Genomic DNA, 24,070 nt, shown 5'->3' on the forward strand with positions numbered 1-24,070 from the left:
CCGCGTCCTGGGCACCATCGACGGTCATGGACCCGTGGCCCCTGCGACACCTCTTGCTCCGCACGCCCCGCCTCGAACTGCGCCCGGACGACGACGCCGGCCTGCGCGAACTGGCGGAGCAGGCGCGGCTGGGCGTGCACCCGCCCGAGCAGATGCCGTTCGGCGTCGAGTGGACCGACGCGCCGCCGGAACGCCTGGGCCTCAACACGGTGCAGCACTACTGGTCGGCGCGGGCCCGGCTGTCGCCGTCCTGGTGGGTGGTGAACTTCCTGGTCCGGCTGGACGGCCGGGTGATCGGCACGCAGGGACTGTCCGCCGAGTCGTTCGCGGTGCTCGGCGAGGTCGCCACCGGCTCGTGGCTGGGGCTGCGCCACCAGGGCCGGGGGATCGGCACGGAGATGCGCGCGGCCGTGCTGGCGTTCGCGTTCGACCACTTGGGCGCGATGGTCGCCCGGTCGAGCGCGTTCGAGGACAACCCGGCCTCGCTCGCCGTCAGCCGGCGGCTGGGCTACCGGCCGGACGGCACGTTCACGCAGGTCCGCAGAGGTGCGCCGGCCCGGCAGACGCGGCTGGTCCTGGCCCGCGAGGACTTCGTCCGACCCGGCTGGGCGTTGGGCGTGACGGGTGTCACGTCGTGTCTGGAACTGCTCACTGGGCGAGAACCCGCCGAGTGACGGATTGATTTCTCCGCGTGTCAGAGGTGAGGGTTCGGCATCCGAGTGAAGGGGAACTCGCTCATGTCAGGTAGAACCGGGATCCGACGCGTGCTCGTCATCGCCGCGTCCGCGTCCCTCGCCCTCGCCGTCGCGCCGGTCGCCGACGCGGCACCCGCCGGCCTCGACGGGCCGGCGCTGGCCAAGAAGCTCACCAAGAACGTGACCGTGGACGGGGTCAACCGCCACCTGATCGCCTTCCAGCGGATCGCGGACCGCAACGGCGGCAACCGCGCGGCCGGCACCGCCGGCTACGACGCCAGCGTCGAGTACGTCGCCGGCAAGCTGCGCGGTGCGGGCTTCGACGTCAGCACCCCGGAGTTCACCTACCCGGTGCAGGTCACCGACGCCGCGGTGGCCAAGGTCGGCACGACGACCTACGAGAACAACGCGCTCACCTTCTCGCCGCAGACCCCGGTCGGCGGCGTCACCGGCACGCTCAAGGCCGTGCCCGAGGACGCCACGCCCGGCTGCGAGGCGTCCGACTTCGCGGGCCAGGACTTCACCGGCTCGATCGCGCTGATCCGGCGCGGCGCGTGCACGTTCGACATCAAGCACCGCAACGCGGCGGCGGCCGGCGCGATCGCGGTGATCGTGGCGAACAACGTCGCGGGCAGCCTGGCCGGCTTCACGCTCGGCGCGCCGGGCGTCATCCCGACCGGCGGCGTGTCCCTGGCGGACGGCAACGCGCTGTTCACCAAGGCGGGCCAGCCGGTCACCGTCGACCTGCGCTACCACTCGGAGAACCGGGTGTCGCGCAACATCGTCGCGACCACCAAGACCGGTCGCAAGGACAACCTGGTGTTCGCCGGGGCGCACCTGGACAGCGTCCCGGCCGGTCCAGGCATCAACGACAACGGCACCGGCTCGGCCGGCCTGCTGGAGACCGCGCTGCAGCTGGGCGGCTCGCCCAGGGTCGGCAACGCGGTCCGGTTCGGCTGGTGGGGCGCGGAGGAGCTGGGCCTGCTCGGGTCCACCGCCTACGTCAAGAGCCTGACCTTCGAGCAGCAGCTCGACATCGCGCTGTACCTGAACTTCGACATGATCGGCTCGCCGAACGCGGGCTACTTCGTCTACGACGGCGACAACTCCGACGGCGTCGGCGCGGGCGCGGGCCCGTACGGCTCGGCGCAGATCGAGAAGTCGTTCGTGGACTACCTGACCGTGGAGAAGAAGGTCCAGGTCGAGGGCACGGACTTCACCGGTCGCTCGGACTACGGCGAGTTCATCCGCCAGGGCATCCCGGCCGGCGGCCTGTTCACCGGTGCCGAGGTGCTCAAGACCGCGGCGCAGGTGGCCAAGTGGGGCGGCACGGCGGGCGTGGCCTACGACCCGAACTACCACCAGGTCGGCGACAACCTGGGCAACATCGACCGCCAGGCGCTGGACCGGAACTCCGACGCCCTGGCCTGGGTCACCGCGTCCTACGCGATCAGCACCGAGGACGTGAACGGCGTCCCGCCGCGCAAGTCCCGCGCTGCGCAGCGCGCGGCGGCGGCGAAGACCCTGGGCGTCGAGACCCACGACACCCACGACCACTCGCACGAGGTCGTCGCGTAGCGGTCGCACGGCACGGCGATCGCACAGCGGTCGCAACAGCGGTCGCAGTGGAGAAGGGGCCGGTTCCGTCGCGGAACCGGCCCCTTCCCCTTCGGCGGTCCGAGGTCAGCCGAGGTTGTCGGTGCCGAACGTGTCGCAGCGCGCCGGGTCGCCGGTCTCGTAGCCGGTCGTGTACCACTTCTGGCGCTGCGCGGACGTGCCGTGGGTGAACTGCGTGGTGTCGATCCGGCCGCCGCCGAGTTCCTTCTGGATGAAGTCGTCGCCGATCCGGGCCGCCGCGTCCAGCGCCGCCGCGATGTCGTCCCGGGTCACGCCGGTGATCAGCGGCTTGCCGGACGCGGTCGGCACGGTGCTCGCGTGGTTGGCCCACGCGCCCGCGTAGCAGTCCGCCTGGAGTTCCAGCCGCACCGAGTCCGACTTGGGGCCGCTGCGCGTGCGCACCCGGTCCGACGTGCCGAGCAGGTTCTGGATGTGGTGGCCGTACTCGTGGGCCAGCACGTACGCCTCCACGAACGGCCCGCCGGTCGCGCCGAACTTCGTCCGGAGTTCCTGGAAGAAGCCCAGGTCGATGTAGACCTGCGCGTCCGCCGGGCAGTAGAACGGGCCCACCGCGGACGTGGCGTTGCCGCAGCGGGTCTGCACGCCGCCGGAGAAGAAGTTCGTCTGCGCCGCCTGGTAGGTGCGGCCGGAGCGGGCGAACTGGTCGGTCCAGTACCCCTGGATCGAGTTGATGAACGCCACCGCGCGGCAGTCCGCGTTCCGGTTGGCGTCCGCGCCGGTCCTGCACTTGGCCTTGAGGTCCTCGGAGCCGACCTGCTGGTTGCGGCCGACGTCCTGGAAACCCGAGCCGGTCGGCAGCTGCGCGCCGCCGCCGAGCTGGGAGAGCACGAAGTAGATGATCAGGCCCACGATGCCCAGGCCACCACCGCCCAGCGCCACCCGGCCGCCGACGCCGCCGCCTCCCCGCTGGTCGGAGACCTGGGACGTGTCGAGTTCGGCGTCCTCGTTGAACTGCACCGCGTGTCCTCCAACCAAGGGCCCCACATAAGGCGGCACCACGATAACCGGGCGCGGGCGTCGCGGGGGTTTCGCCACGAACACGGTTGCCCCCGGCCCGGTGCCCGGCCAGGCGTCGGTCCGGCCCCGGTACGCGCAAAGCCCAGGTGCGGGACCCGACGTCGGGGTGCCGCACCTGGGTTTCTTTCCTTGTGGAAGTGACGCAATCCGGTTCGTCGGCGAGGTGGCGTGGACCCCGGCGGGTGCCGCCGTGCGAGACGGGCACCTGAGTCGTCCGTGGTCAACAGCGTCAAGCGCGTCGTGCGCGCTCAGAAGCGCCGCGCGCCTGGAACCTCGCGGAACCGCTCACGTTCGCGATCAGGACGGTCTAGTCCATCCCGCCCGCGGGGTCGCGGCCGAACGCGGATCGTCACAGCGAGGACTTCTCTGCACCGCACCACCTACCCCTTCCGGGCGTGCCGGCCGCGGCTCCAGGTCTCGCGTCGCCCGGCGGCAGGTCCTGCCTTGAGGATGCGCTTGATCAGCCCGTTACACAACTGTTCACGCTGTCCCTGAACTGGTGAAACACGAACGGACCGTCCCGGTGGGACGGTGGTCGCGCGCGGTGGGCGGAGGTGGCCCCCCGCTCACCGCGCGCGACGCGTCACGCGACCGTGCTGATCCGGCCGAGGGCCGGCGGAGCGGTGTTCGGGTGCGCGCCCAGGTACGCGCTGAACGCGTCCAGGTCGATGCCGCCACCGGTGATGTTCGTGCCGCCGGTGAAGACGCTGAAGCCGTCACCGCCGCCCTGGAGGAACGAGTTGATGGTGACCCGGTAGCTCCCGGCCGGGTCCAGCGGCGTCCCGTTCAGGACGACGTCGGAGACCTTCGAGCCGATCGCGGCGGACGTCGACCACTTGTAGGTCAGGCCCGCGCTCGGCTGGAGGATGATCTGCCGCGGCGCGCCGTTGACCACCTGCCACTGCTGCTCCAGCGCCGCCTTGATCTGCGCGCCGGTCAGCGTGACCGTCTGGAGGATGTTGCCGAACGGCTGCACGGTGAACGTCTCGCCGTAGGTGACCACGCCGTTGCCCTCGCCGGCGGGCGACGAGGCGTAGGTGAGGTCGGCCCGCACGCCGCCCGGGTTCATCAGCGCGAGCACCGCGCCGTTGCCGGTCGTGGCGGCCAGCTGCGAGTCGGCGATCAGGTTGCCCAGCGCGGACTCGCCGGCGGGGTTCTGGGCCCGCAGGACGTCGGCGGAGATCGTGCCCACCTGGCGGTTGGCGATCGGGCCGGACTTGGTCTTGGCCAGGTCGATCACGGACTGGACGGCCGGGTCCGGCGTGACGTCCTTGGTCACCACGTGGTTCTTGGCGACGGTGGCCGAGCGGACGATGTCGCGGGTCTTCTTGTCGATCTTCACGTCGACCACGGACAGCTCGCGGCCGAAGGCGAGGCCCTCGATGAACGGGCGCGGGTTGCCCGCCGGGTCCTTGACCACGCAGTTGTAGTGCTGGTGGCTGTGGCCGGAGAAGACGACGTCGATCTTCGGCGAGACGCCCTCGGCGATGATCTGGCCGGGCCCCTTGTCCGCGCCCTTGCGGCAGTCGTCCGGACCGCCGCCGGTGGTGTTGTCGCCCTGGTGGACCAGCAGCACGATGGACTTGATGCCCAGCCAGCTCAGCAGGTCGGCGTACTGGTTGGCGGCCTTGATCTCGTCGCCGAACTTGAGCTCCTTGATCCCGTTCGGGTCGACCAGGATCGGCACGTCCTTGAGCGGCATGCCGATGAAGCCGATCGGCACGCCGTCGCGGAACTCCACCCAGAACGGCGGCAGCGCGGGCAGGCCGCTCTTGGCCAGGGTGACGTTCGCGCCCAGGATCGGGAACTTCGCGCCGTCGTAGCGGTCCCGGAACTGGCAGCCGTCGGTGGGGTGGCAGCCGCCGTGCTGCACGCGCAGCAGTTCCTTGTAACCCTCGTCGAACTCGTGGTTGCCGGCCGCCGTGGCGTCCAGCCCGACCCGGTTGAGGATCTCCAGCGTCGGCTCGTCGTGGAACAGCGCGGACACGATCGGCGACGCGCCGATCAGGTCGCCCTGGCCGACGATCACCGAGTTGCGCACCTGGGACCGGAGGTTCTTGATGTGCGTCGCGTTGTACGCCGCGCCGCCCGCCTCCACCTGGGTGCCGTCGGACAGCGTGACGCGCCCGGACGAACCGGTCGGGGGCTCGATGTTGCCGTGCAGGTCGTTGATGCCGATCAGCCGGACGTCGACCGTGCGCAGGGGCTTGTCGTCGGCCTGGGCCGGGGTCTGCGCGAGGGTGACGGCGAGCCCGGCCGCGGCGCTGAGCGCCAGCGCGGCCGTGGTCCGTCTGAACGAGGTCATAACAGGGGTCCCCTCCCTGACGGCGCCCCGGTAGGAGGGCGCACCAGGGCAGGGAGTTTGCCTCTCGCAGCTGACCGGCACCAGACATGCGTGTGGATCGTCCGTTAACGGAGATGTGCGGCATAGCCTTAGTACGTGACGGATCAGGGACCCCGATGGCTCGACGACGGCGAGATGCGGGCGTGGCGGAACTACGTGGTCGGCGCGTCCATGCTGGAGGACCGCCTGCACCGCGAACTGCAGGACCGCCACGGCCTGTCGCTGGCCGACTACGAGGTGCTGGTGCGGTTGTCCGAACGGCGCGGGCTGCGGATGCGCATGTCGCAACTGGCGGACGAGGTGGCGTCCTCCAAGAGCCGGGTGTCGCACCAGGTCGCGCGGATGGAGCGGGAGGGCCTGCTGCGCCGGCGCGAGTGCCCGGAAGACGGGCGCGGCGTGTTCGCCGAACTGACCGAGAAGGGCGTACAAACCCTGAAGGGCTCCGCGCCGACGCACGTCCAGGGCGTGCGCGCGCACATGGTCGACCTGCTGACGCGTGAGGAGCAGGAGGTGCTGGCGAAGGTCTTCGACCGGGTCATCACGCACCTGCGCGGCCTGGACGGGTAACCTGCTGGACCGCGACACCGGGAAGCGTGGCAGAGCGGCCGAATGCACCCGCCTTGAAAGCGGGAGACGGGAAACCGTCCGGGGGTTCAAATCCCTCCGCTTCCGCAGTTCAGAGGGGGTGCGGTACGTCCTTTGAGGGCCTCCGCACCCCCTCCGTGTAGCAACGGGTGTGGCAACGGGGTCAACCCAGCTCGTCCGTGAGATCGTCCCAGTGCTCGACGAGTGCCGACCCGTTGAAGGGTTTGCCGTACCTGCAAGCCGGGAAATGCCGTTCACGCGGTTTGCCGCTGGACTGGGTGCCGGCGCGGATCAAGCCGAACGGGTTCCGGCCGGCCGGCAAGCGGGAAGGTCGCCGACGGCACGGACCAGGCCGTTGGCGGCACAACCTGCGGGGGATCGGCCTCGGTTTGACGCAGCTCCCGAGTTGCCTGGAGGGGTGCTCACTGGCGTCGAGGTGGTCGAGCGCGTCATACCGGGGTTTGTTGTCGGGTACACCGGGCCTCCTCCTCTCCTCAGCGGGAGAGGAGGAGGTTTTGGTGTTCATGGCCGTCTTCTCCGGCGTACCCCTTTGAAAGGCAGGGACGCTGTGTGGCCATGGTTGATCGGCGGCTATGCGGCTTTCAGCGCGGTATTGATCGCCGCCGCTTGCTTCGTCGCGCTCTTCGGGCGGGACGAAGAGCACCGCACGTCGGGTTGTCGCGTGCTGAAACTCGTCTGGACGACGGTCACGGGCAGCACCGGGGTGATCGTGCTCGCGCTGAAGCTGACCGATTTGGGTGTGCTGCCCGCGTTGTAGCACCCTGGGCCGGCCATTGCGCGCCCCGGCCGGGGTGCGGTCGGGAGGGGGAGTCGTGGATCCGGTCAGCCGGTACCTCGACCTGGTGGACGAGTACTGGCGCGCGCACCCCGATCAGCGCGAGGGGCAGGCGCACTACAACGCCCTGCGCCTGGAGTGGCCGCACCTCCAGGACGAGATCGTGGACACCGACCGGGACTGCTACGGCTCCGACAGCCGTCTCCCGGCCTTCCTCGACTGGGTGGAACGGGCCCTGGCCGTCGAGGAGGGCACGGGTCGTCGCGCGAGGTCGTCGGTCGATCGCGGTTAGTGGCGGGGTTTGTGAAGATTGTTCGGAAAGTGCTGTCCAATCCGTCCCGCTTCAAGTACTTTCCCCTGCGAACGATGTGTATGGCCAGCTTGGCGGCTCGGGGACCGCGCACGCCGGCTACCGGTCCTAATTGGGGGGACAGTTTCTTTGTCCAACAGCGCTGCCGCACGCCCTCGTGCGGCCAGACAGGTGTTGAGAACGACCACCGCCGCCTTGCTGGCGGGCGTTCTCGCGTTCGGTGCTCAGCCCGCCTGGGCGGACGACACCGACACCGGCGCGCCGGCCACGACTCCCGTGGAAACCGTTGCGCCACCGGCAACTCCGGCTCCCACCGCGGAGCCCGAACCCGCTCCGAGCACGACCCCGGAGCCCACCACGACCACCCCGGAGACCCCGGCCACCACACCGGAATCCCCGGCCACCACACCGGAGCAGCCCGCCGGCACGCCGGAACCCGCCGGGTCCGAAGCGCCCGTGCGGAAGGCCCCGGCGCAGGTCGGCGAGCAGGCCGCGCCGGCCGACCTGCGGGTCTCGGTCGCGTTCGACCGGCCCGAGTACCTGCCGGCCTCCGACCTGCCGATCACGGTCACCGTGCGCAACGTCGGCGGTCTCGCGGCCCAGCAGGTGAAGCTCGGCTACGGCGGCAACGTCACCGTGCACACCGGCCGTGAGCAGTTCGACGGCGCGTACACCATCGAGCCCGGCGACGAGCGGCGGTTCGCGTTCGTCGGCCGGCAGGTCGACCAGAACGGCACCAGGGCCGAGACCACGTTCTACCTCTCGCACTCCGCTCCCGACCCGACGCCCGCCGACAACCAGGCGACGGCCACCGCGAACGTGCCGCAGCCGCGCGGCACCGTCTCCGGCGTGCTCTACACCGACGGCAACGGCAACGGCCGGTTCGACGCCGGTGAGCAGCGCGTGGGTGCCGAGGTGCGGGCGAGCGGCGGTCGACCCTCCGCCTACCTGACCGCGGTGACCGGCGCGAACGGCGAGTTCAGCTTCACGAACGTGCCCGCCGGGGACTACCGGTTCTGGCTGGCCGACCCGGCTACCGTGGTGCGGCCGGGCTTCGGCAAGTTCACCGTCGCCGGCGACACGACGACGAACCTGGCCATCCCGATCACCCGCCCGGTGTCCGACGTGCTCGCGGCGCGGCTCGAACTGGACCGGGACAGCTACCAGCGCACCGACCCCGTCAACGTCCGGATCACGCTCACCAACAACGGCACCGCGCCGCTGGCGAACGTCATCGCGGTGTGCAACCGGGTGGGCGAGGACTGGGTCCTCGACGGCACCGGCCCCGGCTGGGCGCCGCTGCGCTACGACGGCCCCGGCATCGCGCTGGCCGCCGGCGAGACCAAGGTGCTGACCATCCCCGACGTGGTGCCCGACGCCGCCTACCAGGGCGGGACGCTGCTCGCGTCGTGCGAGTTCGGCAACGACGGCGACTCCGGCCACGGCTACGTCGGCTCGTCGGACAGCGCGCGGGTCCTCGGCGCGCTCGGCTCGGTCGAGGCCGACCTGACCTACCACCCGGCGTCGGGCCCGTCGCGGCGGCTGGCCGACACCCCGGTGGTCCTGGTCGACCGGTCTACCAAGGCCGTGGTCGCGCGGACGCGGTCGGACGCGAACGGCGCCTGGACGCTGTCGAACGTGCCGGTCGGCACCTTCGACGTGCTGGTGATCGGCCCGTACAAGTCCCGCTACAACAACGGTATGGTCATCCGGATCCACTCCGCGTACACCTCCGGGGCGAGCTACGACCTCGTGGACGGCCCGGACGTCGTGGAGCCGCAGCCGCCCATGCCTGCGCCGAACGTGCGGGTCACCGCGGCGTTCGACAAGGCGACCTACGACGTCAACGACGAGGCGAAGGTCACCGTCAAGGTCGCCAACATCGGCAACCAGGTGGCGCACCACGTCATGTTCCAGACCGAGTGGGTGCCCAACGAGCTGTACTACGACCGCAACCAGTGGGGCGCGCTCGCCTCGTCGGGCAACGGCCTCTCGCTCGCTCCCGGCGAGGAGCACGTGGTCACGCTGACCGGCACCCTGCTGTGGGCGGTGGTCTCGGGTTCGGTGCGGCTGAAGGGTCGGATCTCGGCCAGTGGTGACGCCGATCCGAGCGACAACCTGATCGACCTGACCTCGGCGATCACCTTCCGCACCGGCAAGGCGGTGGCGCTGGTCTACGGCGACCGCGACGACGACGGCGCCTACGACGAGGGCGAGGAGATCTCCGGCGCGCGGGTCACCTTCGAGGGCGGCCTGCCCCGCAAGTGGTACGCCGGCCAGACCGACGAGTCCGGCCGCTACCGGCTGGACGACGCTCCCGCCGGCAAGTACGTGGTGTACGTCGAGGACGAGAAGACCGGCTGGGTGCACCACGGCGCGGCCGAACTGGTCGTCGTCGCGGGCCAGGAGATCCAGGTCCAGTACCGCCTGGTGCGCCCGTTGTCCGACAAGCTGCACGCCTCGCTGGTGTTCGACCGCGACACCTACGGCCCCGACGACCAGGTGGGCGTCACGCTGACGCTGTCCAACAGCGGGTCCGAAAAGGTCCACGTCAAGGCGTCGTGCGGCAGCGCGGAACTCCCGTCGTTGGTCAACGGCCCGGAGTGGCACGAGTTCTACTGGAAGGACGGCGCCGGCGTGTGGCTGGCGGCCGGTGAGACCCGGGTGTTCACGTTCTCCAGCCCGGTGCCCGACATCGCCGCCGACTACGGCATGTTCGGCATGTGGTGCGAGTTCGGTCCCGGCTCGGTGCGCAACGGTCTGCCCCGGGTCGAGGAGTTCGCCCGCGTGCCGGGTGCGGTGTGGACGGTGTCCGGTCGCGTGGTCACCCGGCCGTCCGGGCCCGAGGTGGTCCCGGTGCCGAACGTGACGATCGTGCTGACGGACTACTTCACCAAGCGGCCGGTGACGCGCGCGGTGGCCGGTCCGGACGGGCGCTTCACGTTCGCCGACATCCCGGTGGGCTACTACACGCCGGTCGTCGTGGGGCCGTGGACGTTCAACACCGCCTGGGGCCCGTACCCGAGCTTCAAGGTGGTGCGGGGCGGGAGGACCGACCTCGACATCCTGGTCGACCCGGGTCCCGAGGTCGCCGACCCCGGCACCGGGCAGGACCCGGCCGCCGGCGGCGGTGAGACCGGCGCGACCGGCGGGACCGGCGGGACCGCGTCCGGTGGCGAGACCGCCCTGGCCGCGACCGGCGCGAGCGTCGTCGGGCTCGGCCTGGTCGGGCTGCTGGTGCTGGCGTTCGGCGTCGGCTCCCGCGTGCTGGGGCGTCGCCGCACGGCCTAGCGGGACGGGTGTGATCGAACGCGGGAGGGGCGTGGCCGACGCTGCGCCCCTCCCGCGCGTCCGGGGGTTTCCGGCGACCGCACCGCGACCGGTCGGGCCGGGACTAGTCGGGGTTGGCCAGCACCAGGCGTGGTCGCTTCGGCGTGAGGGCCAGGCTCTGCACGGACTCGGCTTCGTACCGGAGGCGTTCCGCGGCCAGGAAGCAGCGGTTGAGCCCGGTTCGGACGTCCAGCGCGTTCATGCCGGTCTTGATGACGTAGAAGAGGCCGACGTTGACCACCGCCACGGCGGCGGCGTAGACGTAGGTGTCCTTCAGGACGTTGGTGTAGATCAGGATCGCGAAGATCCACACGGTCAGGCTGTAGATCGTGATCGTCGGCCCCCACTGGCGGTAGCCGTCCAGGCCGGTGATCGTCTGGTGCTCCGGGGGCACCGTGCTGAGCTTCCGGCGGCGCGCCAGGTCGAGGTAGTGGCCCGCGTACCGGGCGCTGAGCACGTTCGCGAACAGCACGCCGCTGTAGCCGATCGCGCTCGCGATCGGCCACCAGCGGTTGTTGACCAGGTTGGCGGACAGGATGAGCCACCAGGGCCACACCGCCATCGTCCGGATCGCGAACTCGGTGCTCAGGCGCATGGCCGTGCCCGGCAGCGCGGGCGAGTGCGCGGACAGCGTGGTGAGCCCGCTGAGGATGTTCTGGTAGTACCGCACCCCGGCCAGGGCGAAGCTCAGCCCGATCACCCGGGCCGGCAGGTTCGCCCACACGTCGCCCAGCCGGTAGCCGTCCTGGCGCAGGTCGTCCAGCAGCGGGATCACGTCGGGGCGCGCGCCGATCGCCCGCAGGACCAGCTGGTCGGTGGGGCCGAGGACGTCGATCCCGATGTCGCGCAGGAACCAGTAGAAGCAGATCGTGAAGCTCACGTAGAACCCGACGGACGACATCGTCGAGAAGGTCAGCAGCCAGCGCGCGTGCAGCGACCGCCGCGGGTCCGACAGCACGCCCTGCTCCTTGCGCAGCCGGTGGATCCGGCGGCGCTTGCGGGGTTCGCTGGACGGCGGCACCAGCGCGCGCACCGTCTCCACGACGCTGATGCGGTCGTACGGGATCGCCTGCGCGCGCAGCAGGGGGTCGGCCACCAGCCCCGCCTGGGTCACGTCCAGCTCCTGCTCCAGCACCTGCCGGAGCAGGCGGTACACCTGCGGGTTGTCGGCGGCGATGCGGAACACCAGCAGCCGGCGCTCCGGGCGTTCGTCGATGAGGTCCTCGACCAGCCGCGCGATCAGCGGGGCCTGCCCGTAGAAGCGGTCCGGGATGGTCCCGTCCCGGTTGTCGCCGACGTCGCCCAGCGCGATCAGGATGCGGCCGAGCGAGTACAGGTCGGCTTTGGTGACGTCGTCGGCGTTCGCGCGCACCTCCGGGGCGACGAATGCGCCCTGCGGGCTCTCCGTGCCGGCCACGGCCCTGCTGTAGAGGTAGTTCCGGCCGAAGTCGATGAACGTGACGTCGTACTCGCGGCCGTCCTGGCCGGGATCGCGGCGGCGGACGATGATGTTGGTCGTCGACAGGTCCTCGTGGCGCTTCTTGCGCGAGTGCAGTTCGCTCAGCGCGGTGAGCAGGGGCAGCCCGATCTTGCGCAGCACGTCGAGCCGGACGTTGCCCGCCGGGGACACCCGCCGCCTGCGCCGCCACCCGACCGGCGCGGCCGAGTCCCGCTTGATCAGCTCGATCTCCTCGGCGAGGGTGCGGCCCTCGGCGAAGTCCATCAGGATCCAGTTCCCGGTGCTCGCCCACACCTGGACCATGTGCTCGACCTGCCGCCCGTCGACGTCCAGGGCGTTGTGGTCGACCGCGTAGTCCCGGGTCTTCATCGCGATGACCGGGATGTTCGAGTACGGGAACAGCACGCACTTGAGCGCGAACGCGATCCGCCGCCCGGCGGACTGCGTGGGCAGGCCGCGCAGGATGAACGAGGTGGACCCGTGCCGGTGGAACTCGAACTCGGAACCCTGCACCCGGTTCCACTCCACGACGTGCGGGTCGTGCGGCTGGTACTCGTCGCCGGGCGGCGCGTAGAGCGCGAGCAGCGCCGCCCGGACGGAGGCGTCGCGGACCAGCCGCCCGCACAGCTTCCCGCAGTCGTGCCGGTCGCCGGCGGTGTCCCCGGCGTCGTCCTCGGGGGCGTCGTCGCCGGGCGGGACGGTGGTCGTGGCCTGGCCGGCCCGCTCCATGGTGATCAGCGTGATCAGCAGGACCGACAGGTAGCCGTGCGTCTCGGCTTCGCGTTTGGTGTGGCCGCCGACCCTGCTGGTCTTGAACCGCCCGCACCACTGGGTCAGCGCGTCGACCGCGTCCGTGCGCTGGACCCCGACTTCGAGCTGGAACGAGAGCTTGTCCAACGGGATCGCGGACAGCAGCCTCCGCCACGACGCGACGTCCGGGCACAGGCCGCGGATGTCGCGCAGCTGCTCGGCGTCGGCTCTGCGCAGGTCGAGCGCCATCACCGAGCGGAACACCTGGCGGAGGGCGTCCGACTCGACCCGGCGGACCGGTATCGCCTCGCTCACGGGGGAGTACCCCCGCTGTCCGGCCGGGGCGGGTAGACCGTCAACCTCGGCACGACCAGCGCGTCCTCGCCCTCCAGGACCTGGTGGGTCAGGCGGTAGGCCGAGCGCGCGCCGTCGAGCAGCTTGCCGCGGTCGACCTCGTGCCGCTTGACCTCGGGCGTGCCGGCGAGCGGCGCCAGGTCCATGACCGCGGGGTCGCTCTGCGGGTGCAGGCGGTTGTGGTTGAGGTAGGGGCGGTCCTGCTTGAGGTACTGCATGGTGGACGCGACGAACCCGTCGCCCAGGCCCGGGCGCATCTTCTCCAGGTGCCAGGCGACCAGGCGGTTGGTCCACGACATCTTCGACCGCGTCGGGGCGATCGGCCTGGTGCTCAGCGACAGGACGTGCGTGCACCCGTCCTCCACCGCCGCGCGGAACGGGTGGAACCGCAGCACCCCGCCGTCGATGGCGCGGTTGCCCCGGAAGCGGGTGGTGCCCTTGATCGCCAGGGGCAGCCAGGTGCTGGCGCGCAGCGCTTCCCGCATGTCCTCCGGCGAGTGGAAATCGCTCACGTCGAGGGTTTTCAGCTCGTCCACGTCGGTCACCATGATGTGCAGCCGCTGGGGGTGCGCGATGATCGCCGCGTAGTCCAGCGGTTTGCGCCGGGCGAGCACCTCCTCGAACACGTACTCCAGGTTCATCGGGCCTTCCCGGCGCAGCACCCGGCGAAAGTCGAGAAATGCTCCCGTGGTCAAGTCGTCGAAATAGATGGACAGCGGGAACCAGGTCCGGCGGGTGATGAAGTAGGCGCCGTTGACCGCGCCGGACGAGCACGCGTAGACGTCGTCGAACGCGTTCGCGTACCCCAGGTCCTCCACGGCGGACAACATCGCGCCGGAGACCACCCCGCGCAAGCCGCCGCCCTCGACCGCCAGCCCGACCTTGAACCCGTCCGCCCGCTCGCCCGGCACGCTGCCGGCGGCGCGGCGGGCCCGCAGCACCTCGCGGACGGGGTGCGTCGGCGACCACGGGAGGGCCGGGACGGGGTCGTGCGCTGCTAATCGACTTGGTCCCGATTGCGGAAATTCGCGCCGCGCGCGCTCATTGGACCGGGCCATCGGCTGGCAGCCTCTCCGGTAGGCGTGTGGTGAGGTCAAGATAGCGGATCGCCCGTTGTCCCGACTTGCGGTCGGCATGAGTCGACAGGGGGAACTTTTGGTGATCAACCCACGCGCCCGGGCGTTTCCGCAATTCTGCGGATCATTATCCGGGTGAGCGCATTCGCGGGGATTCGCGGCAGTTTCGAATCGCGTCGGCCGGGCCGGGCGGGTCCTGGGTCGGCGCACCCCCGCCCTGCCGGCGGGCCGCGCCCGGGACGGGCCGGGGTGTCGCGCGGGCCACACCGCGGCCGGGCGCGCAGAGTGTTAGCGTCGCTAACCAATTGCGCCGAACGAGGGAGACGTGGCCGTGACTACGGTGGAAGCGGTCCTCGTCGTCCTGGCCGGGGTGCTGGCGGGCGGCATCAACACGGTCGTCGGCTCGGGCACCCTGATCACCTTCCCGGTGCTGCTGGCCGTCGGGTTCCCCCCGGTCACCGCGAACGTGTCGAACAGCCTCGGCCTGGTGCCCGGGTCCTTCAGCGGGGCCGTCGGGTACCGCCGCGAACTCGTCGGCCAGGGGCCCCGGATCAAGCGGCTGCTGCCCGCGTCGCTGCTCGGCGGCGTGGTGGGCGCGATCCTGCTGATCAAGCTGCCGGAGGACGCGTTCGCCGCGATCGTGCCGGTGCTGATCGCGATCGCGCTGGTGCTGGTGGTGCTCCAGCCGTGGCTCAACCGCAAGCTCGCCGAGCGCGAGCGCCACGAGCACGGCGGCATCGCGCTGTGGATCGGCGTGTTCCTCGGCGGCATCTACGGCGGCTACTTCGGGGCCGCCCAGGGCGTGCTGGTGATGGGCCTGATGGGCGTGCTGATGAACGAGCACATCCAGCGGATGAACGCCCTCAAGAACGTGCTGACCGCGTTCGTCAACCTGATCGCGGGCGTGCTGTTCATCTTCATCGCCGACGTCGCCTGGGACGCCGTGCTGCTGCTCGCGCTCGGCTCCGTCGTCGGCGGCCAGATCGGCGCGAAGGTCGGCCGCCGGCTCCCACCGGTCGCGCTGCGCGCGGTGATCGTGCTGGTGGGAGCCGTGGCCATCGTCCAGATCCTTACCCGCTGATCACCCGCTGAAGGAGCGGGCGGCCGCCAGGAAGGCGTCGTTCTCCTCGGGCTCGCCGATGGTCACCCGCGCGCCGTCGCCGACGAACGCGCGCACCACGACCTTGTGCTCCAGGCAGTGCTCGTTGAACGCCGCCGTCCGCTCGCCCAGCGGCAGCCAGACGAAGTTCGCCCGGGTCACCGGCACCTCGAACCCGGCGGCCAGCAGCGCGTCGCGCACCCGGCTCCGCTCGGCCACGATCGCCCGGCACCGGACCATCAGCTCGTCCTCGGCGTCCAGCGACGCCAGGGCCGCGACCTGCGCCAGCGCGTTCACGCTGAACGGCACGTAGACCTTGCGCAGCGTCTCGGCCAGCTCCGGGGAGCCCACCGCGTAGCCGACCCGCAGGCCGGCCAGGCCGTACGCCTTGGAGAACGTCCGCAGCACCGCCACGTTGTCCCGCCCGGCCGCCCACTGGGCCTTGGCCAGCTCCACGCCGTCGGGCACCTCCGGGTCGTCCACGAACTCCTTGTACGCCTCGTCCAGCACGACCAGCGTCTCCGCCGGCACCTGCTCGATGAACCGCTCGATCTCCGCCCGCCGCAGCGCCGTCCCGGTCGGGTTGTTCGGGTTGCACACGAACACCAGCCGGGTCTTGGGCGTGATCGCGGCGAGCATGGCGTCGAGGTCCAGGCCGTGCCCCGCGGTCAGCGGAACCCTGGTCTGGCCCGCGCCGACGACGGCGGTGATGATCGGGTACGCCTCGAAGGACCGCCACGGGAACACCACCTCGTCGGCCTCCGTGCAGGTCGCCTGCACGAGCTGCTGGCACAGCGTCACCGAACCGCAGCCCACGGCGACCTGGGCGGCGGGGACGCCGAGCTTGTCGCCCAGCCGCGCCACGAGGTCGGTGGCGGCGGTGTCGGGGTAGCGGTTCACGGCGGTGGCCGCGTCCGCGATCGCCCGCACCACGCTGGGCAGCGGTCCGGCCGACACCTCGTTGCTGGCCAGCTTGATCGCGCCCGGGATGGTTTTGCCGGGGACATAACTGGGTAGCGCGGAGAGGTCTGCGCGGGTTCGCACCGTCATCCAAGGACTCCTTCCGGTTCTGAGCTGGACGTTAGCCGCTCAACACCCGGATGGGGCATACCTGCCGTTCGGTTGCTCACGTTGACTGCCGTTCACCCCCACATGGAAGGGTTGCCCCATGACACCTACCCGCACCGAGACGCTCTCGCTCACCGACGGCCGCACCCTGCGGCTGACCGTCGCGGAGCCGGAGAACGTCGTTCGCGGCGGCCTGGTCGTGCTGCACGAGGCGCGCGGCGTGACCGACACCGTCCGCGGTCTGGTGAGCGGACTCGCGGCGGAGGGGTGGCTGGCCGTCGCGCCGCACCTCTACCGCGGCGCGGAGGACGAACCGGTGGACGCGGCGGAGCGGGTCAGCGAGCTGTCCGGCGAATCCGTGCTGGCCGACACGGACGTCGCCTTCGTCTGGTTGGGACAACAGGGCGTGAGCACCGACCGGCTCGGGGTCATGGGCTTCGACCTGGGCGGATCGGTCGCGATGGTGGTTGCGGGAAGCCGAAGCATCGGCGCGGCCGTCACGGTCGGTGGCGGCGGCATCCTGGCGCCGCTGTCCGACGGGCTGCCGTCGCTGGTCGAGGTGGCCGAGGAGCTGGCCTGCCCGTGGCTCGGGCTCTACGGCGACGACGACGAGGAGATCCCGTTCAGCGACGTGGAGAAGCTCCGCGACGCCGCGGCCGCCGCGCCGGTCGCCACGGACGTGGTCCGGTTCCGCGACACCAGCCACCGGTTCGACACCACGCCCGAGGCCAGCGCCGAGGCGTGGCAGCGGGCGCTGAACTGGTTCGACTCGCATCTGCGGTGATCGGCCACCCACTGGCGGTAGAGAGTCTTTCCAGCGGCTTGGAACCAGACGGCCTTCCCGGTACATCTAAGGGGAGCGTCCGGTACGCCGATGCGGACGCTGCTGGGTAACGCGCGGCGCGGCTGCGACGAAGGTCGCAGTGCAGGGGGTAACTATGAGCGACGGCAACACCGTTCCACTGACACAGCCCGCACCGGTCGCCACACCGACCCCGGTGCCGGCTGTCGACACCTCGACGACGCAGGTGATCACACCGGACGTGCTGCCGCCTCTGGTGTCCTCCGGGCCGCCCGCGCCGGTGGTCCCGGACGCCGGCCACGTGGTGCCACCGGCCGCGCCGGTCGACGGCGTGCCCGCCGGAGGTCCCGCCGGCGCACCCGACCCGGTCGTGACGCAGGTGGTGACACCACCCGACCCGAACGCCACCGGACCGGCGGTCCTGCCGGGCGGGAGCTTCACCGCCGCGGCGCAGACCGACCTGGCCAAGGCGACCACCGCGCTGGACGCGGTGGACAAGGGGCAGGTGAAGCTCGACCTCGACAAGGAGGCCGTGCAGGGCCTGCTCAAGCTGATCACGCAGGCCCGCGGCCTGGTGGACAACGTCCACACCAAGGCCGTGACCAGCCTCGACGTCGAACTCCAGTTCGGCAGGAACTGGGTCGGCGAGGCGATCAGCCGCCGGCTGCGCGAGGTCGCGGTCGGCAACGACGCGTCCGCGGTGCGGGTGATCGGCGACTTCATGCAGGTGCTGTTCGAGGTCGAGGAGACCATCCGCGACGCGGCGCGCAACCTCGAAGAGGCCGACGACGACGCGGCGGACGCCTTCAACTCGGCTGGGGAGGTCAAGGGCTCGTGAGCGACGACAGGCGCGGCGGCCGGGGTCACGGCAACCACGGCGGCAACGGTGGCGGTGGCGGCAACGGCGACGACCGCCGCGAGCCGCCGCCCAGCAACCTGGGCGAGAAGGTCGACTGGATGAGGTTCTCCCACGAGGACCTCTACAACATGGTGCACACCGGCGTCGACCTGAAGGCGGCCGGCTCCGCGCAGGCCGACTGGGCGATGGTCGGCAAGGCGCTCGACGAGGTGCAGGGCCTGTTGGCCAAGGCGATCACCCAGTCGCAGCAGGCGTGGTCGGGCGAGTCCGCCGACCGGGCCCGCGAGGCGCTGGAGTCGGTGGAGAAGTGGGCGCTGAACACCAGCGGTCACGCCGACAACGTCGCCAAGTGCATCGGCGAGGAGATCCAGCACGTGGAGACCGCGCGGCAGATGATGCCCGCGCCGTCGCCCGCGCCGCCCACCGTCGCACCGGTCACCGGCGGCACCGCGCCGCCCGTGGCGGCTCCGCCCGACACCCGGGCCGCGCTGGTCCAGCAGCAGCCCGCGTTCCAGGTGCCCTCGCACCCCGGCGTGCAGCAGCGGCTGCTCGCCGACAGCGCGAGCGACCTGGGCGCGCCGGTCGACTTCCACGCCGCCCGCCAGGTCGCGGCGCCCAACCCGTTCGTCGGCCTGGAGAACGTGGCCGCGCCGGTCGTCGACTCGGTCGTGACGGCCGACGCCACGCACCGGCAGGCGGCCGAGGTGATGGCCCTGTTCCAGCAGAACTCCTACGCCGTCGACCGCACCGTGCCGTCGTTCAGCCCGCCGACCAACCCGGTCGCGCCGCCGCCCCCGCCGCCCGTGGTCGTCACGCCCGGCCCGGTCGCGCCGCCACCGCCGGTGGACGGCGGTCCCGTCGTGGTCAACCCCAACCAGCCCGGTCAGCAGGACCGCGCCACCACCACCCCGTCCCAGGGGCGCGGTGGCGGCGGGTCGTTCGCGCGTGGCGGCTTCGCGGGCGGGCGCGGCCCGATGCCCGTGCCGGTCGGCTCGGCCGGCGGCGGTGGCGGCGGTCCCGCCCCGCTCGGCCCGCCCGGGATCGGCAGCGGCGCGATCGCCGGCGAGCGCTCCTCCGGAGCCAACCCCGGCGGCGTGACCAGCCAGTTCCAGGCCCCCAAGTCGGTCACGCCGCAGCACGGCATGATCGGCGCGGCCCCGATGGCCGCGCCGCCGCCCGTCGCGTCGACCCCCGGTGGAGGTGGCAGCGAGCGGAGCCGGCCGGGATACCTGGAGGACGACGACAACGTGTTCGGCGTGGACCGCAAGGCAGCACCGCCGGTGATCGGCCTGTGACCGAGCGCATCTTCCGGCTCAGCGCCCTGGAGTTCTTCCTGCTCTGGCAGGCGGTCCACCGCGACGCCCACCCGGTACCGCTCGGCACCAGGCACTACGGACACACCCAGGTCGAGCGGGCGCGGTTGATCGAGACCGCGTCCCGCGACCTGTTCGCCCGCGGGCTCGGCACCGTGCAGCGGCCCGACGAGGAGCTGTACGGCGTCCTGCGCGGCCTGGCCGAGTTCGAGATCGGCCTGGAAGTCGTGTTCACGCTCAACGGCGAGCAGGCCCGCGGCCTGGCCACGGCGGCGTGGCACGGCGCGTTCGCGGGCCGGCTCGGCGACCAGGTCCAGGTGACCGGCTTCCGGCCCACCGCGCTCGCCTCGCGCACCGTGTCCACCCTGCCCGCCGCGCCGCCCGGCAGCGGCCGCTCGGTGAACGTGCGCTGGGAGGACTACCTGGCGGCCGGCCGCGCGGGCGTCGCCCAGGGCGCGGACGGCTTCCTCGACGTGCTGCGCGACGTCGGGATGCGCGAGCCCGAGGTCAACACCCTCCTGCGCGCCGTCACCACCCGCAGCGGCGGCGGCCAGGTCGCCGTGATCGCCCGCAACCGGGCCGGCTACCTGCACCCGACCGGTGCCGCCATCTCGTGGCTGGACACCGCCGACGGCCGCTACCTCGTGCGCCGCAACGACGCGTGGCTGGTGATCGCGCCCACCGACGCGGCCCGCCTGACCTCGGCCGTGGACGAACTCGTCGCGACGGCGGGCCGCAACCAGTAGTGGCGTCCGACTATCGGACCTCCGGGAATGTGTGTTTTGCGACTGTGGTTCCGGGCCGCGTTATGAGCTAGGAACGCAGGTATGACCGACACGCGCACCGGCACCGTCGCCGGCGAGGCAGAGCTGCTGTGGCGTCCGAGCCCCGACCGGGTGGCCGACAGCCACCTGGCCGCGTTCCGCTCGTGGCTCGCTGCCGAGAAGGGCTTGGAGTTCGCCGACCACTCCGAGCTGTGGGAGTGGTCGGTCACCGAGCTGGAGTCCTTCTGGGGTGCCGTCGCGGAGTACTTCGAGGTGGTGTTCCACACCGAGCCCACCGCCGTGCTCACCGAACGGGTGATGCCCGGCGCGGAGTGGTTCCCCGGAGCCACCCTCAACTACGCCGAGCACGCGCTGCGCCGCGACAGCGACGACCTGGCTGTCGTGTTCCACCGCGAGGACGGCCGGTCCGAGCAGCTCACCTACCGCCAGTTGCGGCGCCGGGTGGCCGCCGTGCGGGCCGGTCTGGTGGCGTCGGGGGTGCGGCGCGGCGACCGGGTCGTCGCGCTGGTGCCGAACTCGCCGGAGGCCCTGATCGCCTTCCTGGCGGCGGCGTCGCTGGGCGCGGTGTGGTCGTCGTGCTCGCCCGACTTCGGCGCGCGCGCCATCGCCGACCGGTTCACCCAGATCGAGCCGACCGTGCTGATCGCCGTCGACGGGTACCGGTACAACGGGCGCGGGTTCGACGTGCGGCCGACCGTCGAGCAGCTCAGGGCGGCGATCCCGTCCCTGAAGGCCACCGTGCTGATCGACTACCTCGGCGGCACGCTGCCCGGCGCGGTCGAGTGGAACGCGCTGCTGTCCGAGCACGCCGACGCGGAGTTGGCGTTCGAACCGGTCCCGTTCGACCACCCGCTGTGGGTCCTGTACTCGTCGGGCACGACGGGCCTGCCGAAGGGGATCGTGCAGGGGCACGGCGGGATCGTGCTGGAACACCTCAAGATGCTCGCCCTGCACAGCGACCTCGGCCCGGGTGACCGGTTCTTCTGGTTCACCACCACCGGCTGGATGATGTGGAACTTCCTGGTGTCCGGCCTGCTGGTCGGCACCACGATCGTCCTGTTCGACGGCAGCCCCGCCCACCCCGACCTGTCGGTGCTGTGGCACCTGGCCGAGCAGCACCGGGTGACGTACTTCGGGACGTCCGCGCCGTACATCCAATCGTGCCTCAAGGAGGGCCTGAAGCCCGCGCAGCGCTACGACCTGACCGCGCTGAGGGTCGTGGGCTCGACCGGTGCCCCGTTGAGCCCTGAGGGCTTCCGGTGGATCGCCGACGCCATCGGGAAGGACGTGCAGATCGCGTCCGTGTCCGGCGGAACGGACCTGTGCACGGCGTTCGTGGCGGCGTCCCCGGACCTGCCGGTGTGGCTGGGCGAGCTGTCCTGCCGGGCGCTGGGCGCGTCGGTGCACGCCTACGACGAGCAGGGCGAGCCGGTGATCGACCAGGTGGGCGAACTGGTGATCACCCAGCCCATGCCGTCCATGCCGGTGTTCTTCTGGGGGGACGAGGACGGCGCGAAACTGCGCGAGGCGTACTTCGAGGTGTACCCCGGCGTGTGGCGGCACGGAGACTGGATCCGAATCACGCCAAGGGGTTCGGCGGTCATCTACGGCCGCAGCGACTCGACGTTGAACCGAGGTGGCGTCCGGATGGGCACCAGCGAGTTCTACCGGGTCGTGGAGGCACTGGAAGGCGTGGTCGATTCCCTCGTCATCGACACCTCGGGCGCGGGCCGGTCCGACGGCGAACTCCTCTGCTTCCTGGTGCTGGAGGACGACGTGACCCTGGCGGACCTGGAACCCACCCTGAAAAAGGAACTGAGGACCAACCTGTCCCCGAGGCACGTCCCGAACAGGTTCGTGGCCGTGGCCGAGATCCCGAGAACCCTCAACGGCAAGAAGTGCGAGGTCCCGGTCAAGAAGATCCTGGCCGGCACCCCGCCCGACCAGGCCGTGAGCCGGGATGCCCTGCGCAACCCGGACGCCCTGACCCCGTTCCTCGCGCTGGTCGAAGGCTGAGCCGACGATCTTCGGGCGAGACGTACACCACAAGACGCCCTCCTGAACCCCCGATGAACACCCTTGGCACCCCATCTGACCAGCGCGGATGGGGTGCCGAGGGGGGCGTTTTGCCACCGGCGCACCGACCTGTGTAATCTATGCGTCGTAGCCGAGGGCTCCGGGAGGCTTCGCCTAGTCTGGTCTATGGCGCCGCACTGCTAATGCGGTTTGGGTTCACCCCCATCCCGGGTTCAAATCCCGGAGCCTCCGCAACACCCGGCTTCGGCAGGGTGACAACTGAAAATCGATGCGCTCGTAGCTCAACGGATAGAGCATCTGACTACGGATCAGAAGGTTGCAGGTTCGAATCCTGCCGAGCGCGCCAGCTCAGAGCCCCGGTGGAGAAGTTTCCACCGGGGCTCTGGCGCAATTGTGACCGCAGTTCACTCCGAGGTTCACCGGCCTAAAGTGCCTTGTGCGGCCGGGAACTTCGTCGCCTCGTCCACTTCCTGTCGGTGGCAGGAGGCGGGAGCAGGGCGAGCCTGAACGCTGAGCCCGACTCCGGGCGCCGTTGCCACCGCGATCGCGGCGTGCCACAGCCAAGGCGACTTGGACCTCACCCCGGCCGTCGTCCTGAATCGTCGTCGCCCATTCCGTGGAGACGCGTGGCCGTCCTTCTTGGTGACGAACGGGTTCAGGAGTCCTGGTCGGCGGCCCGGTCGGTGATCCAGCGGGTCAGGGTTTCGAGGTAGCCCGGGGCCAGGCGGGTGGCGTTGTCGGTTTGGACGCGGTGGTCGGCGCCGGGGAACACCTCGACGGTCAGCGGTGCCCGGCTGTCTCGGTCGGGGTGGCAGGCGGCGGCGGTGAACAGGTGGACGCTGTCGGCCACCGGGACGACGTGGTCGGCCGCGCCGAAGATCGCCAGGTGCGGGCAGCGCAGGCGCAGCGCGTCCGGGATGGGGTCGTGGTCCTGCTTGCGCTTCAGGAACGTCCAGAGGCGCTCGTCCACCTCGGCCGCGACCTCGGTGAACGCGGTCGGCGGGGACTGGGTGATCCGGACCGTCTCGGCGAAGTCGGCGTCGCGGCGGCCGGCTTCGACGACGCGGTCGTACGCGGCCAGCGCGGCCTCGACCTCGTCGTCGGTGTTCCCGTTGCGCCGCAGGCCGTTGGCCAGGTCGTAGCGGTCCTGCACGGCGGGGGTCGTGCCGGGGCCGCCGTTGGTGACGACCCACGGCACGTCGGTCCGCAGGGTGGTGGCACGCAGGACGACCCAGCCGCCTTCGCTGTGCCCGAACAGCCCGGTGGACTCGCTGCGCACCTCCGGCCGTGCGCGCAGGAAGTCCAGCGCGGCGGCGGCGTCGGACGCCAGGTCGTCGATCGTCGCGTCGAGCCAGTCGCCGGAGGACTCGCCGACGCCGCGCTTGTCGTAGGACAGCACGGCGATCCCGGCGTCCACCAGGTGCCGCCGGATCGGCGGGAAGTGCGTGTCGTTGTTCCGGTCGGACGGGCCCGACCCGCCGACCATGACCACGCCCGGCACCGGCGCGCCGCTGTCGGGCACGGTCAGCGAACCTGCCAGCACCACTCCGGCATTGGCGAAAGTGACGTTCTCCGACAAGACTCCCCCTGCACCGACGACGATCACCGGCGCGGTGCCGGCGGCTCCGTTCCGAGGTACCGGATCCCTCCGCGGCCTCGCCCAACGCCCATTGTCCTGCGCGGGTCAATCAAGATACGGGGCGACGCGGCCAAGACGTTCGCGCCCTTGATCGGCCGAAATGCCGGACACGCC

The 24,070-nt window shown here is 71.3% G+C and carries 18 protein-coding genes and 3 tRNA genes; 15 read left to right on the forward strand and 6 right to left on the reverse strand.

Going from position 1 to position 24,070, the window contains the following annotated elements:
- Positions 1–26: 26 nt before the first annotated feature.
- Both AC0HI0_RS35720 and AC0HI0_RS35725 read left to right on the forward strand, forming a co-directional pair.
- Positions 27–674 (forward strand): GNAT family N-acetyltransferase, encoded by a 648-nt coding sequence (locus AC0HI0_RS35720; RefSeq protein WP_480927887.1) that lies wholly within the window; start codon positions 27–29, stop codon positions 672–674.
- A gap of 63 nt (positions 675–737) precedes the next feature.
- The gene (locus AC0HI0_RS35725; protein ID WP_480927888.1) at positions 738–2,273 is read left to right on the forward strand and encodes a M28 family metallopeptidase; all 1,536 of its coding nucleotides are present in this window, start codon (positions 738–740) and stop codon (positions 2,271–2,273) included.
- A 105-nt stretch (positions 2,274–2,378) separates the two neighbouring features.
- On the opposite strand, the gene ypfJ is transcribed toward AC0HI0_RS35725, so the two are convergent.
- The gene (ypfJ, locus tag AC0HI0_RS35730; protein ID WP_480927889.1) at positions 2,379–3,290 is read right to left on the reverse strand and encodes a KPN_02809 family neutral zinc metallopeptidase; all 912 of its coding nucleotides are present in this window, start codon (positions 3,288–3,290) and stop codon (positions 2,379–2,381) included.
- Between the two features lie 643 nt (positions 3,291–3,933).
- Positions 3,934–5,655: a bifunctional metallophosphatase/5'-nucleotidase gene (locus AC0HI0_RS35735; protein ID WP_480927890.1), complete on the reverse strand. Its 1,722-nt coding sequence runs from the start codon at positions 5,653–5,655 to the stop codon at positions 3,934–3,936.
- Between the two features lie 135 nt (positions 5,656–5,790).
- On the opposite strand from AC0HI0_RS35735, the gene AC0HI0_RS35740 reads away from it, so the two are divergent.
- From AC0HI0_RS35740 to AC0HI0_RS35760, 5 genes are all read left to right on the forward strand, one after another.
- Entirely contained in the window at positions 5,791–6,261 is a 471-nt protein-coding gene (locus tag AC0HI0_RS35740; RefSeq protein WP_480927891.1) for a MarR family winged helix-turn-helix transcriptional regulator, read from the forward strand.
- Positions 6,262–6,281: 20 nt separating this feature from the next.
- Positions 6,282–6,366 (forward strand) — tRNA-Ser (locus AC0HI0_RS35745).
- Between the two features lie 481 nt (positions 6,367–6,847).
- Positions 6,848–7,057, forward strand: a complete 210-nt coding sequence (locus AC0HI0_RS35750) for a hypothetical protein (RefSeq protein ID WP_480927892.1) — start codon at positions 6,848–6,850, stop codon at positions 7,055–7,057.
- A gap of 55 nt (positions 7,058–7,112) precedes the next feature.
- On the forward strand, positions 7,113–7,367 hold the full coding sequence (locus AC0HI0_RS35755) for a hypothetical protein (RefSeq protein ID WP_480927893.1): 255 nt from the start codon (positions 7,113–7,115) through the stop codon (positions 7,365–7,367).
- Positions 7,368–7,841: 474 nt separating this feature from the next.
- Positions 7,842–10,676, forward strand: a complete 2,835-nt coding sequence (locus AC0HI0_RS35760) for a hypothetical protein (RefSeq protein ID WP_480927894.1) — start codon at positions 7,842–7,844, stop codon at positions 10,674–10,676.
- Between the two features lie 103 nt (positions 10,677–10,779).
- On the opposite strand, the gene AC0HI0_RS35765 is transcribed toward AC0HI0_RS35760, so the two are convergent.
- Positions 10,780–13,239 carry a serine/threonine-protein kinase gene (locus tag AC0HI0_RS35765; protein ID WP_480927895.1) on the reverse strand — a complete coding sequence of 820 codons (2,460 nt, stop codon included), beginning with the start codon at positions 13,237–13,239 and terminating at the stop codon, positions 10,780–10,782.
- Positions 13,236–14,219, reverse strand: coding sequence for a patatin-like phospholipase family protein (locus AC0HI0_RS35770; RefSeq protein ID WP_480927896.1), 984 nt, complete (start codon positions 14,217–14,219; stop codon positions 13,236–13,238). Before AC0HI0_RS35770 ends, AC0HI0_RS35765 begins: the two co-directional genes overlap by 4 nt.
- Before the next feature lie 466 nt (positions 14,220–14,685).
- On the opposite strand from AC0HI0_RS35770, the gene AC0HI0_RS35775 reads away from it, so the two are divergent.
- Positions 14,686–15,435: a sulfite exporter TauE/SafE family protein gene (locus AC0HI0_RS35775; RefSeq protein ID WP_480927897.1), complete on the forward strand. Its 750-nt coding sequence runs from the start codon at positions 14,686–14,688 to the stop codon at positions 15,433–15,435.
- Here AC0HI0_RS35775 and hisC read toward each other — a convergent pair whose 3' ends face one another.
- Complete coding sequence (hisC, locus tag AC0HI0_RS35780) at positions 15,436–16,503, reverse strand: histidinol-phosphate transaminase (RefSeq protein ID WP_480927898.1); 1,068 nt, start codon at positions 16,501–16,503, stop codon at positions 15,436–15,438. It abuts the gene before it with no gap.
- Between the two features lie 118 nt (positions 16,504–16,621).
- On the opposite strand from hisC, the gene AC0HI0_RS35785 reads away from it, so the two are divergent.
- The 7 genes from AC0HI0_RS35785 to AC0HI0_RS35815 all read left to right on the forward strand — a co-directional run bounded on the left by AC0HI0_RS35785 (position 16,622) and on the right by AC0HI0_RS35815 (position 22,663).
- Positions 16,622–17,305, forward strand: a complete 684-nt coding sequence (locus AC0HI0_RS35785; RefSeq protein ID WP_480927899.1) for a dienelactone hydrolase family protein — start codon at positions 16,622–16,624, stop codon at positions 17,303–17,305.
- A gap of 214 nt (positions 17,306–17,519) precedes the next feature.
- Positions 17,520–18,161, forward strand: a complete 642-nt coding sequence (locus AC0HI0_RS35790; RefSeq protein ID WP_480927900.1) for a hypothetical protein — start codon at positions 17,520–17,522, stop codon at positions 18,159–18,161.
- Positions 18,158–19,477 carry a PPE domain-containing protein gene (locus tag AC0HI0_RS35795; RefSeq protein WP_480927901.1) on the forward strand — a complete coding sequence of 440 codons (1,320 nt, stop codon included), beginning with the start codon at positions 18,158–18,160 and terminating at the stop codon, positions 19,475–19,477. Before AC0HI0_RS35790 ends, AC0HI0_RS35795 begins: the two co-directional genes overlap by 4 nt.
- Entirely contained in the window at positions 19,474–20,241 is a 768-nt protein-coding gene (locus AC0HI0_RS35800; RefSeq protein ID WP_480927902.1) for an ESX secretion-associated protein EspG, read from the forward strand. Before AC0HI0_RS35795 ends, AC0HI0_RS35800 begins: the two co-directional genes overlap by 4 nt.
- 81 nt (positions 20,242–20,322) lie before the next feature.
- Positions 20,323–22,296: an acetoacetate--CoA ligase gene (locus AC0HI0_RS35805; protein ID WP_480927903.1), complete on the forward strand. Its 1,974-nt coding sequence runs from the start codon at positions 20,323–20,325 to the stop codon at positions 22,294–22,296.
- A 163-nt stretch (positions 22,297–22,459) separates the two neighbouring features.
- A tRNA-Ser gene (locus tag AC0HI0_RS35810) sits at positions 22,460–22,548 on the forward strand.
- Between the two features lie 39 nt (positions 22,549–22,587).
- A tRNA-Arg gene (locus AC0HI0_RS35815) sits at positions 22,588–22,663 on the forward strand.
- A gap of 309 nt (positions 22,664–22,972) precedes the next feature.
- Here the strand turns inward: AC0HI0_RS35815 and AC0HI0_RS35820 are convergent.
- Positions 22,973–23,863, reverse strand: a complete 891-nt coding sequence (locus AC0HI0_RS35820) for an alpha/beta hydrolase family protein (protein ID WP_480927904.1) — start codon at positions 23,861–23,863, stop codon at positions 22,973–22,975.
- Positions 23,864–24,070: the final 207 nt, after the last annotated feature.

Source organism: Saccharothrix sp. NBAS 001, from assembly GCF_056640475.1.

Coding starts and splice junctions, on each gene's coding strand:
- AC0HI0_RS35720 (WP_480927887.1), top strand. CDS start 27: ATGGACCCGTGGCCCCTGCGACACCTCTTGCTCCGCACGCCCCGCCTC.
- AC0HI0_RS35805 (WP_480927903.1), top strand. CDS start 20,323: ATGACCGACACGCGCACCGGCACCGTCGCCGGCGAGGCAGAGCTGCTG.
- AC0HI0_RS35725 (WP_480927888.1), top strand. CDS start 738: ATGTCAGGTAGAACCGGGATCCGACGCGTGCTCGTCATCGCCGCGTCC.
- AC0HI0_RS35735 (WP_480927890.1), bottom strand. CDS start 5,655: ATGACCTCGTTCAGACGGACCACGGCCGCGCTGGCGCTCAGCGCCGCG.
- AC0HI0_RS35785 (WP_480927899.1), top strand. CDS start 16,622: ATGACACCTACCCGCACCGAGACGCTCTCGCTCACCGACGGCCGCACC.
- hisC (WP_480927898.1), bottom strand. CDS start 16,503: ATGACGGTGCGAACCCGCGCAGACCTCTCCGCGCTACCCAGTTATGTC.